This is a genomic window from Actinomyces sp. SKVG-SVH-4(1) (genome assembly GCF_048514265.1).
Classification (GTDB): Bacteria; Actinomycetota; Actinomycetes; order Actinomycetales; family Actinomycetaceae; genus Actinomyces; species Actinomyces oris.
In genome coordinates this window covers 470721-481867 of the sequence record NZ_JBGEVE010000001.1, presented here as the reverse complement: position 1 = coordinate 481867, position 11147 = coordinate 470721, and the positions used below count along the sequence as shown (strand labels likewise).

Below are 11147 nucleotides of genomic sequence, written 5' to 3'. Positions count from 1 at the left end.
TTGCTCTCAGAGCACACAGGCAGCAGCACCCAGGTGAAGAAGGGCCACGACAAGAGGGAACACAACCATTCCCGGCACGCGGTGCACGACACCGATAGCGGCGTCTCCTAACTGGGCGACCGCCGCTGCGACCAGGACAAACAAGGTCAGCGGCCGGGCAGGATCCAGCCAGACAACAACAGCGACCAGCAATCCGAACGGGATGCCTCGAGCCGCGTACATGGCCGGATAGAAACGCCCCTCTCGCCCGCCATAGCCAGACGGCGCAAGTGCCTGCGGACGGATCACCGCACCGACACCGAACCCTGCACAGACGATTCCCAGCGCCGAGTTCAGCAACGCAAGCCACCACGGCATGAGGACCACCCTCTCTATCATTCACAACTGAATCATTCTGTACTGTACCGTTATCCTCATGTCGAGAGAAGATGGCCACGCAATCCTGTCCTCAACATGCTTCCAGCTCGGCGTCACGGGCAGCCAGATCACCCAGTCCTTCTCGAGACATATCGAGCGCATCGGCCTGTCCCACAAGCAAGTGGGGCTGCTTGCCGTCGTCGACGCCGGAGTGGCGACCTCTCAACGCGAGATCGCCACGCAACTTCATGTCGCCCCAAGCCTGGTGGTCACACTGGTCGACCAGCTCACCAGCGCCAGCGCCGTGCGCAGGACACGCAGTCGGAGCGATCGTCGAGTGCAGACCATCGAGATCACCGACGAAGGGCGCACACTATTGAAGGCTGCCACCGACGTCGCCAGCAGACTCGACGCCGACCTGCGCACACACCTCACCCCAGACGATCAACAAGCCTTGGATAGGTTCCTGCCTTCCCTCCTTCACGCCGCCATGGCAACAGGTCAAGAAGAGGCGTAGCCCAGGTCCACTCACCGACCTCGACGCAAGGTCGGAGCCGTGATCCACCCAAGTTCTGGCTGGACCTCACCGACATCATGATCGGCCTGGTCGCCTACACCCGCCGCGACCTGCCCGCCTGACGACGCAGTGCAGCGCTACAGCTGCTACGGGGTGATATCCGTGCAGACGATCACGCACCGGAAACTGTGCAACAACAGCGCCGAAGATCCTCCACCGAGTTCAGCACTGCAGCTTCACTGCGTCGCTGCGATCTCTTCCCGGTGACGCACACCTCAGCGGGTACGCGACTCGATGTAGCGGGCCAGTGCCCCCAGGGACCAGTTCACGATGATGTAGAGCACGGCGATGATGACGTAGGTCTGGAAGAAGACCGACAAATGGGCATCGATCTTCGCCTGGCCGATCATGGTGGAACCGCGATACATGAGCTCGGGGTAGGCGAGCACGTATGCCAGCGTCGTCCCCTTAATGATGGTCACCATCTGCGTGATCAGGGTTGGGAGCATGAGGCGCAGGGCCTGCGGCGCCAGGATGAGGCGCATGGTGAGCGATGGACTCATCCCCAGTGCCCAAGCGGCCTCCGTCTGGCCACGGTCCAGCGCCCGGACACCGGAGCGGAAGACCTCCGCCGTCGTCGCTGAGGTGCACATGATGATGGGCAGTGCCAGCTTCCAGAAGTCCGAGATCGTGGCGAAGCGGGGAACCACCAAGAGGAAGAAGTAGACGAGCAGCAGCATCGGCACCGCTCGCATGGCATCGATCCACAGGCCTACCAGCCACTTGATGGGGCGGTTGTCCAGCAAGCGGAGCCAGCCCAAGGCGATTCCCAGAGGGAAGGTGAGCACCGCGGCAACACCCCCCAGGGTCAACGTGGTCCCGGCCGCGTCCAGGAGCTGGCTGACGACCGACTGCCCCAGGAAGTAGCGCCACTTGGGATAGTCGAGCTGTCCCGCGAGGTCCAGCCGGTAGAGGACCGCGGCCGCCAGCGCCGCAATTCCAATGACGGCGACGACTGATCCGATGGCGATCAGGATGCGCCCCCGTGGCCCGGGCTCATCGAAGAGCAGTGCCGCATCCGTCGCCCCGGAGCGATGACTCCGCTGACGCCGTGGACGGGGCTCTGTCATCGGCATGATGTCTGAACTCATGCTCGTCCCCTCCCCATGAACTCCAGGCGCCTCTCAAGGAGCCCGCCGAGCTTCGTGGCGGCGAAGGCGATGGCCAGGTAAGTAAGGCCGGAGGTGAGGAAGGTGAGGACTCCCGCGGCTCGTTCCTGGTTGATTCTCTGCGTCACGGCCGTCAGCTCGACGACGCCGATCGCCGCGGCGAGCGAGGAACCGATGAGGCAGGCGATGAAGATGTTGACCAGTGGCTGGATCGTGCGGGCCAGCGCCTGGGGCAGAACGATGCCGCGAATGATGAGCCCGAAAGGCATGCCCAGTGCACGGGCGGCCTCGATCTGCCCCTTGGGAACCGAGTTGATCCCGCTACGGACCGTCTCACACACGAATCCTGATGAGGAGAAGATCAGCGCCACGATCACCGACCAGAAAAGTGGGATGGTGATACCGACATGAGGCAGCGCCAGCCCGATGAGCACCATGAGGCACAGATTGGGGATATTGCAGGCCACTGTCACCCACGCCGCGCCCAGTGCACGCAGCGGAGGGATGGGACCGACCCGGAAGATGGCCATGAGCGATCCCAGGAGCAGCCCGCCCAGGTAGGACAGGAGGGAGATCACCAGCGTGACCAGCAGCCCCCAACCGATAGCAGGGAGATTGTCGGTAATGGCACTCACAGTCGCCTCCTTAAAAGATGCCGGTCGTCACCATGACAGGAATGCTGTCGGCCGCCGCGCCGTCGGCCCCCAAGTGAGTCCGCTCGGGCCGAGGACGCGGCAAGCCTGACAGGCGGTGAGGTCGTTCAGGAGCTCTGCGCGGTCGCGTCGCTGCCGGCCGAGGACCCGGGCACCGAGCCGAGGGCCGGGGGCTGAGGGGCGGTGCCGCCGAGGGACTTGCCGATCGTCGCCTCCCAGATCCTCTTCCAGGTGCCGTCGTCCTCGATCGTCTTGAGGAAGGTGTTGACGAAGGCCTGCGCCCCGGAGTCCTTGGGGAGTCCGATGCCGTAGGGGTCCTCGGCGAAGGTCTCGCCGACGATCTTGACCTTGTCATTGGACAGGACCTCGCTCTTGAGCAGGGACTGGTCCACAACGTAGGCCTTGACCTGCCCGCTCTCGACGGCGGCGACGCACTTGGCCTGGGTGTCGAAGGGCTTGGCGGTGGCCTTGGGGGCGTACTTCTTCAGCGCAGCGGCCGAGGAGGAGTTGGACTGGACCGCGACGTCCCCGGTGAGGGTGTCGACGCCGGTGATGTCCTTGTTATCGGCCTTAACCAGGATGGCCTGGCTGGAGGCGTAGTAGGGGCCTGCGAAGTCAATCTTCTTGGCCCGCTCCGGGGTGATCGTGTAGGTGGCGATGACGGCCTTGACCGTGCCGTTGGTCAGGACGGTCTCGCGCGTCTCGGAGGTGACCTGCTGGACCTCGAGGAGGGAGCGGGCGTCGTCTCCACCGATGATGTAGCGGGCCAGCGCCTGGGCGATGGCCGCATCGAAGCCGGAGATCTTCTTCGTCTTGGCATCCTCCCAGGAGAAGACCTCCGAGGTCTTGGTCCCGCCGGTGACGAGCTTTTTCGCCTGCTTCACGGAGGCGGCCCAGGGCGATGCGGCCACGACGTCGGCGGCGGCCACCGGACCGGAGTTGATGGCCTTGTCGTAGTCGGCGTCGGAGGCCGACGACGAGGCGACGGCCTTACCGTCGGCGCCCGTGTCGGCGCAGGCGGCCAGGACGCCTGCCAGGGAGAGGGCACCGGTCGTGGCCAGGAGTCCGCGGCGGGAGAGGGTGGTCATGGTGTTCCTTTCGTTCGGACGGGGAGGGGCCGTCCCAGGCGCTGGGCCTGCGGTGGTCGCCGCACTCGGGAGAGGATGCGGTTCGGGGCTCAGTGGCTGAGCACCTTGGAGAGGAAGTCGCGGGCGCGCTCGGTGCGCGGGGAGGAGAAGAACTCGGCGGGCCGACCGGACTCAACGATCTGGCCGCCGTCCATGAAGACGACCCGGTCGGCGACCGAGCGGGCGAAGCCCATCTCGTGGGTGACGACGAGCATGGTCATACCCGAGGCCGCCAGGTCCTTGATGACGTCGAGGACCTCGTTAATCATCTCCGGGTCCAGGGCGCTGGTGGGCTCATCGAAGAGCATGAGCTTGGGGTCCATGGCCAGCGCGCGGGCGATGGCGACGCGCTGCTGCTGGCCTCCGGAGAGCTGAGAGGGACGCTTGTCGGCCTGGTCCTCCAGGCCGACTCGGGCCAGCAGCTCACGGGCACGCTCCTCAGCCCGCCCCCGGGGGATGCCGCGCACCTTGATGGGCGCCAGGGTGATGTTGTCCAGGACCGTGCGGTGCGGGAAGAGGTTGAAGGACTGGAAGACCATTCCCACCTCGGCGCGCAGCTGAGCCAGGGCCCGGCCCTCCTGAGGCAGCGGGATTCCGTCGATCTCGATCTGGCCTTCCTGGATCGGCTCGAGGCGGTTGACGGTACGGCACAGGGTCGACTTGCCCGATCCGGAGGCGCCGATGACCGCCACGACCTCGCCACGGTGGATGTCGAGGGAGACGTCGTCGAGAGCCTTGAAACGGCCGTAGTACTTGGTGACGTTGCTGATCCGCACCAGGACGTCATCGTCCCGGTCTGCGGCGGTCTGGTCAGGAGAGGGTGCGGATGCGGTCACGAGTACCTCGTCTCAACATGGGTATGGGAGCGTCATCTGTCTCATCGACAGCAACAGCAACACATCCGCATGCGCACTGCATTCCTCCTTGGCTCGTGTCGGACTGCACACATGAGAGTTCCGACCTCTCGTCAGGAAGAGTAGCACCGTCTCCAACCGGAGCGTCAACCGTCTCACAACGCCCCGGAACCTGGGACGATGCTCACACGCCATGCAGAGCGCCTAACCGCGTATGCCGACCGCGCGGCCGTAGTCTCATCTGCATGAGTCCCGCGAATACCACCGATCCGCGCCGCCGCCTCCAGCCCGAGCAGCGTCGGGAGGAGCTGGTGAGAGTCGGCGTCGAGCTGTTCGCGGAGGGGACGCTCGACCGCACTCACGTCAACGAGATCATCAAGCGGGCCGGCGTCTCACGCACGCTCTTCTATCACTACTTCCCCTCCAAGATGGCCTTCGCCCGCGCCATCGTGGAGTACGAGATCCTTCACCTTCACAGCCTGGTCGAGCAGCAGACGGCACTGACCCTGGAAGGAGCGATCTCTACTTTCGCGGGCTACGTGAAGGCCAGGCCAGACAGCCTTCGAGCGCTTCACACCGGAGGCCTTGACCAGGACCCTGAGATCGCGGCCGCGCTGGCCACCAGCTTCGAGCGTTACGAACGCCTCGTCCTCATGCTCATGGGCATCCCCGAGCCTGACGCGCGCGCCATGTTCGCCGCCCAGGTGTGGATCAGCACCATGATCTCCCTGTGCCTGGCCTGGCTGGATCACCCCGAGATCAGCCAGGAGACCATCACGAACATGTCCGCCCAGACACTGCGGAGCCTGGTGTCCCAGGCTCGCCAGGGCGCCGAGCACACCTCCGAGCCGGCCACGACGCCGGCCACCGCCCACGAGCCGGTGAACGACCACTGAGGGCGAGCACTAAAGGCGAACCGGGCCGCATCGAGACTCAGGCCTCCCCCGGGGCTGCTCACACTTTCTTCCAGTATTTCGAACCTGTCGTAAAAAAGGCGTTCGCGTAGGCGCGAACGTGCTACTCTCTCCCCCGGTTGTACAAGACGTACAATAGAACAACGATGAGGGCTCACCCGCACTGTGGCACCCCTCGCTCTCAGAAGGAGAGCCGATCATGCCTCAAGGCACCACTGGAGATGTGGTGGCTGTACGCCGCAGGACGTCGCGCGTCCTCTTCGCTCCGGAGACGTTCAACTTCGCCGAGGTGACCCGTGCGATCGAGGTGGCCCGCCGGATGCCTTCGCACGTTGAGTGCGTCTTCGCCGGTTTCTCGCCACGTAACACTGAGTACATCAGGGCCGCGGGCTTCGAGTTCCGTCTGCTGACCCCCTACCTCAGTGAGGAGGAGGGAAGGCTGGCGCTGGACTTCGACCAGGGCCGCAGCCTGCGTCACCCGTTCACGGAGAAGATGCTCGCCCAGCGGGTGACGAGTGAGCGCGTGCTGCTGCGTTCCTTGCGTCCGGACGCTGTTGTCATCGGAGTAACTCCCAGCCAGTTTATTTCTGCGCGGGCGGAGTGCGTGCCGCTGGTTTTCGTACGACCCTTCGCCTACTCCCTGGCGCATCTGGAAGCAGCGCGCACCACCGGCGCCACCGGCTTCCTGCCCCGTACTTCCCCGGAGGAGTGCCTGGTCGACAAGGTGGCCGCTCACGCGCTCCATGCGCTCGGGACGCGGCTCCCCCTGCCTCGTTCCTTCCATTCTGTGGCCAGGGCCAATGGCGTCTCGCTGCCCCAGGGAGTGCTCAACGGGCTCACTGCCGACCTCAACCTCATCGCCACTGCCCCGCACCTGCTGCCCGGGTGGCTGAGGATGCCTCAGGGGCACCGGGTGGTGGGGCCGGTCTATGCCCGCCTGCCCGGGGAGCTCCCCGAGTTCCTGGCCGACCTGGCCGCCGGCCCCCAGCCCCTGGTGTACTTCGCCATGGGCTCATCGGGGAACCGTGACCTCATCCTTCATGTGCTGGCAGGCCTGGGCCGGGCGGACTGCCAGGTGCTGGCTCCGGTGCGTTCCCACCTTCGCCAGGAGGACCTGGAGACTCTTCCACGCAATGTCCACGTCACTGACTGGCTTCCGGCCCACCAGCTGGGCGACGCCGTCGACCTGGCCATCACTCACGGCGGGGAGGGAACGGTGCAGACCAGCTGCGTCCAGGGGTGGCCCTTCATCGGGATCCCGTTGCAGTTCGAGCAGCGTTTCAACGTGCAGCGTTGTGTGGCCTTCGGCTCGGCCAGGCTCGTGTCGCAGCGGGAGGCTCGCAGGACCGACTGGGCGGAGCTGGTGCGCCAGGCCCTGGCCGACGACGGCATGCGTTCACGCGCCAGGCGGATGGCCGGGCTCATGGAGGGACTGGACGGACCGGGCCGGGCCGCTGAGGCGATCTGCGAGCTGCTGTGAGTCAGCTGCGGCCAGAGTTCTGGGCCTGTGCCCGGGCGCTGGCGTAGAGGCAGACGGCTGCGGCCGCGGCGACGTTGAGGGACTCCGCCTTGCCGTAGATGGGGATGGAGACGACGGCGTCGGCTCGGCTCAGCGCCTCTGAGGGCAGTCCGTGGGCCTCATTGCCGAGCAGCCAGGCGCTGGGGGCCTCCAAGAGGGACTCGGCCTCGAAGAGGTCGAAGTCTCCGCGTCCGTCGGCGGCCAGGACGGTGAGTCCGGCGTTGTGGAGTGCAGTGACGGCGTCGTCGAGGGCCACGCCGGTGACCACGGGCAGGTGGAAGAGGCTTCCGGCGGTGGAGCGCACGACCTTCGGTGCGGTGGGGTCCACGCTGCCGCGTACGAGGACGACGGCGTCGGCGCCGGCGGCGTCGGCGGCCCGGATGATGGTACCGGCGTTGCCGGGGTCCTGGGCCTGGGTGAGGACGGCGACGAGCCTGGCCCCCTCCAGGGCGGCGGCCAGCGCCTCGGAGCCGGTGGTCTCCTCGGTGGCCACGACGGCGAGGAGGCCCTGGGCGTCGGGGCTCATGGCGTCCATGACCTGCTGGGTGGTGACGTGCACGTAGAGCCCGCCGGCCACGGCCTCGTCCCAGATCTCGCTGTGGCGCTCGAGGGCCGCTTCGGTGAGGTAGACGTCGAGCACGCGGCCGGGTGCGTGCCGGACGGCCTCGCGCACGCCCTGGGGTCCTTCGACGAGGAAGCGTCGGTGCTTGGCCCGCGCGTTGCGGCGCGACAGGCCCGCCACTCGGGAGATGCGGGCCGATGCCGGATTGCTCAGCACCTCGTGGCCGGCGGCCGGCCCCTCACTGAGGGTGCGCCGCCGCGGCCCGCGGGCCTGAGAACGCTCGGCAACGTCATCTAGAAGTTCGTCAGGGGCCGGCATGAAGGTGGAGCTCATGGCATGAGCCTACGGGCAATAGAAGCGAAACGTCACTGTCGCAGACTGCAGCTCTCACCCTCCGGAACCAGGTGCCAAATGAAGTCATTGCGAAGTGAATCGCCCTGGGTTTGATGGAGGTAGTGATGACGTGGAGGGATCACTGTCATGGGACAGAAGAAGTATCCCGATGGGCTGCGCGAGTGAGCTATGAGGATGGCGTTGGAGGCACTGGCTGACCCGGCTTGGGCCAGGGGTGCGATCCGCAGGATCGGTGACGAGCTGGGTGTCCACCTTGAGGCTGTGCGCACCTGGGTCAAGAAGGCCCAGGTCGACCAGGGCACCCGGCCTGGCACCACCACCGACGAGGCGCAGCGGATCAAGGAGCTTGAGAAAGAGGTCTGAGAGCTGCGAAGAGCCAACGCGATCCTGAAGAGCACAGTCGGTTTGTCTGTCGCGGCGGAGTGTGAGCGCCCGTCCCGTTGATCTGCCAGTACATCGAGACCAAGAAGGAGGAGTTCGGGGCCTGGCCGGTCTGCAAGGTGCTCACTGGCGCCGGAGTCAAGATCGCCCCGAAGCACGTGACTCACGCCCGCCGTAGCCGGCCTCCTAGCGCCAGGGGCCTGCGCGATGAGATCCTCAAGGCGGAGATGTCCAGGGTCCACAAGAACCAGCTACCCCGGTGCTGGGGACCCGCAAGATGCACGCGATACGGGGCCGACCCGAGGCCGCCGAGCGTCACGGTGCCGGTCACGTGGCCCGCTGTACCGTCGAACGCCTCATGGCAGACCTGGGCTTACGCGGCGTCAGACGCGCCAGGTCCCCGCGCACCACGCGCAGCGCACCGCGAGAGCAATGCCCGGCCGACCTGGTCAAAAGGCATTTCAACGCGTTCAGGCCGAACGAGCTGTAGGTCGCCGACATTTCCCCGCAAGGGGGAGGTACCCCCTCCTACGTGCATACGTTCTCCGGGTGGGTCTACGTCGCCTTCGTCACCGATGTCTTCTCGCGGCGAATCATCGGCTGGCAGACCACCTACCGGCCAGTGTTCACAGACCTTGCCCTGGACGCCCTTCAGATGGCCGCCTGGCAGCGGAAACGAGCCGGTGCTGACCTGACGGGCCTGGTGCACCACTTGCGACCGTGGGGTGCAGTACCGGTCCATTCGCTACGGGTAGGCCCTGTCCGAGGCCGAGGCAGTCGCCTCTGTAGGCTCTAAGGGGGACTCCTTTCGGCTTTGCTCTGGCCGAGGCGCTCAACTCGCTGTACAAGGCCGAGCTGATCCGCAACCAGGGCCCTTGGGAGGACATCGACGCCGCCCGTGCTCGCCACCGCCGAGTGGGTCCACTGGTTCAACACCATTCGCCCTCACTCCGCCATCGGTATGCGAACCCCCGCCGAGCACGAAGCCGCCTGGGCGCCCGACACCCACCGCCAGGAACAATCACAACCGGCAACCACCGGCAACAGATAAACCAGCCTCCACAAAACCCGGGGCTTGACAAGGTCTGCAGGGGCGAGGTCTTGGAGCAGCCGCCAGATCGTGGACTTAAGATGGAAGAGGCTGATTCTCCCCAGCACCACAGAGCGCAGGTCGGCACCGGTCAGGTCTGTGGGGTGCTCCCATATCGTTGTTGGGCTCCGGTAGCCGGCCAGCACCCGGGTGACGGCCGGGGACAGCACCGTGGGCAGGTCGTGGCGCATACCGCGGCGGTCCCTGGGATCAGCCATCCTCCTGAACGGCCCGGACCAGAGGCTGGCGTGGTAGGGCAGTCGTGGTGGAAGTTGACATCAGCGCGGGTTCCTGGGGCGAGGGATTGATTTGACACCACTCATCGTCCCTACGGGACTCGTGTCCTCGTCTCAGCGACGCGCCAGGCCCTGCCACAACCCCGTCAAGCAGGCTCAGCCACCTCCTGCCTGAGAACTCACCTCACACTCATCAGTAAAGATTTGGGAAGCCGGGGTACCCCGTTATCCTTCTCTCATGGTTCAGTTGGATTCAGCGCACGATGACACCTTCCGTGACAAGGCAACTTGGATGCATTGCGGAGTACCAACCTGGGCTTGGGAATTCCCCGAGCTCCATCTACTCAAGAATGACGTAGCACCATCCCCAGAGGCGGGTGGGCCTGGGTATCGTGAGCTTTTTCGAACTGCGTGCTCACTTAGGTGTCTCGAGTACCTGTGGGCGGGATCAGAGGAGGACTACACCGCGTTCGTCAGGGGGCAACCGTCAAGGAGAACCACTCTGACGAAAGAGCGTTTTCGTTCGCTTCATCACTGGGTGAAAAATATCCTCGTAGACGACAGTGGCCTCATGGGCATGCGTTACCTGATGCTGGTGCATGACGCTGGAAAGTGCGCGGCGGTGGTAAAGATGACACAAGACGCAGGTCTCGACTGGACCGATCACGACGACTTGCTGCGCTGTGTCATGAAGACTCCGCGGCTTCAGACAGCGCTTTTGCCAAACCTCGGAGTGCTGGACGAGGGGAAGAGCGTCCTGGTGCGGGACGTGCTCGGGCTAGAATGTAACCTGGGTCAGGTGATGCAGGGCGAGGCTCCTGCCGGCGTGCTGTTGGGCTGGGATGGTGTCGGTTCACATGTGCGTGACTGGTACCTCGTTCACCTGCTGCTCGATCTAGCCGGTGTCAAAGCCAGCGATGGCAGAGTTGGGGCGACAGCATTGACCTTGCCGGTCGTCGATGAGTTTACCGACCTGGCTGAGGCGATGGGAAGTGGGGAGACGGCTGCAGGAATGGATCGGTATGGCTGCTATCTGAGTCTCCGTGCAACGGTGCTTGGACTGAGCGAACGGGTCGCTGACGCTGATCTAGTAGCTGTCACGCGTCTGGCTCTAATGCTTCAGGTGATGGATGCAGCGGGAGCTGAGTCGGTCTGCGCCTCCTGGGAGGGCGCCGATCCCGAGACTCGGGCTGTACTGCGTCGCGAGTTGGGCCGTGATGGCGTCAACGTTCACGCCTTCCTGCCGTACTACGGTCCGGCATTTATGCGGGTCACGGCACAGAAGGCTGGCATCCGGGCCGCCATGGATGGACTCGCGGCCCGTCTCGGACGTGCCAGAGCCGCCATGGGGGAGCCAGAGCCGGGCATCACCAACCTTGACTTTAGGCAGGAGGCGCTGGGTGTGCGTTCCTGA

12 protein-coding genes and 1 pseudogene are annotated in these 11147 nt (G+C 65.3%); 6 read left to right on the top strand and 7 right to left on the bottom strand.

Features of this window, described 5'->3' with window-relative positions:
• Positions 1–6: 6 nt before the first annotated feature.
• The gene (locus tag AB7V09_RS01890; protein WP_009405650.1) at positions 7–366 is read right to left on the bottom strand and encodes a hypothetical protein; all 360 of its coding nucleotides are present in this window, start codon (positions 364–366) and stop codon (positions 7–9) included.
• Positions 367–415: 49 nt separating this feature from the next.
• On the opposite strand from AB7V09_RS01890, the gene AB7V09_RS01885 reads away from it, so the two are divergent.
• Complete coding sequence (locus AB7V09_RS01885) at positions 416–874, top strand: MarR family winged helix-turn-helix transcriptional regulator (protein ID WP_419142757.1); 459 nt, start codon at positions 416–418, stop codon at positions 872–874.
• Positions 875–1149: 275 nt separating this feature from the next.
• Here AB7V09_RS01885 and AB7V09_RS01880 read toward each other — a convergent pair whose 3' ends face one another.
• From AB7V09_RS01880 to AB7V09_RS01865, 4 genes are all read right to left on the bottom strand, one after another.
• Entirely contained in the window at positions 1150–2025 is an 876-nt protein-coding gene (locus AB7V09_RS01880) for an amino acid ABC transporter permease (RefSeq protein ID WP_419142756.1), read from the bottom strand.
• Positions 2022–2678 (bottom strand): amino acid ABC transporter permease, encoded by a 657-nt coding sequence (locus AB7V09_RS01875; RefSeq protein ID WP_419142755.1) that lies wholly within the window; start codon positions 2676–2678, stop codon positions 2022–2024. The genes AB7V09_RS01880 and AB7V09_RS01875 overlap by 4 nt, the downstream gene beginning before the upstream one ends.
• Before the next feature lie 125 nt (positions 2679–2803).
• On the bottom strand, positions 2804–3784 hold the full coding sequence (locus tag AB7V09_RS01870; RefSeq protein WP_419142754.1) for a glutamate ABC transporter substrate-binding protein: 981 nt from the start codon (positions 3782–3784) through the stop codon (positions 2804–2806).
• 89 nt (positions 3785–3873) lie between these two features.
• Positions 3874–4659, bottom strand: a complete 786-nt coding sequence (locus AB7V09_RS01865) for an amino acid ABC transporter ATP-binding protein (RefSeq protein WP_003786219.1) — start codon at positions 4657–4659, stop codon at positions 3874–3876.
• A gap of 263 nt (positions 4660–4922) precedes the next feature.
• Here AB7V09_RS01865 and AB7V09_RS01860 point away from each other — a divergent pair, with 263 nt between their 5' ends.
• Together AB7V09_RS01860 and AB7V09_RS01855 are read left to right on the top strand one after the other, a co-directional pair.
• A complete protein-coding gene (locus AB7V09_RS01860) occupies positions 4923–5573 on the top strand; it encodes a TetR/AcrR family transcriptional regulator (RefSeq protein WP_279014505.1) in 651 nt (216 codons plus the stop codon).
• 217 nt (positions 5574–5790) lie between these two features.
• A complete protein-coding gene (locus AB7V09_RS01855) occupies positions 5791–7071 on the top strand; it encodes a glycosyltransferase (RefSeq protein WP_419142753.1) in 1281 nt (426 codons plus the stop codon).
• Position 7072: 1 nt separating this feature from the next.
• Here AB7V09_RS01855 and AB7V09_RS01850 read toward each other — a convergent pair whose 3' ends face one another.
• On the bottom strand, positions 7073–8005 hold the full coding sequence (locus tag AB7V09_RS01850; protein ID WP_419142752.1) for a TrmH family RNA methyltransferase: 933 nt from the start codon (positions 8003–8005) through the stop codon (positions 7073–7075).
• Positions 8006–8200: 195 nt separating this feature from the next.
• Between AB7V09_RS01850 and AB7V09_RS01845 the strand changes: the two genes are divergently transcribed.
• A complete protein-coding gene (locus tag AB7V09_RS01845; protein WP_419142751.1) occupies positions 8201–8389 on the top strand; it encodes a transposase in 189 nt (62 codons plus the stop codon).
• A 916-nt stretch (positions 8390–9305) separates the two neighbouring features.
• Positions 9306–9350 (top strand): annotated as a pseudogene (locus AB7V09_RS01840) (hypothetical protein); the annotation flags it as partial.
• Positions 9351–9352: 2 nt separating this feature from the next.
• On the opposite strand, the gene AB7V09_RS01835 reads toward AB7V09_RS01840, so the two are convergent.
• Entirely contained in the window at positions 9353–9715 is a 363-nt protein-coding gene (locus AB7V09_RS01835; protein WP_419142750.1) for a hypothetical protein, read from the bottom strand.
• Positions 9716–9971: 256 nt separating this feature from the next.
• Between AB7V09_RS01835 and AB7V09_RS01830 the strand changes: the two genes are divergently transcribed.
• Positions 9972–11147, top strand: coding sequence for a hypothetical protein (locus AB7V09_RS01830; protein ID WP_419142749.1), 1176 nt, complete (start codon positions 9972–9974; stop codon positions 11145–11147).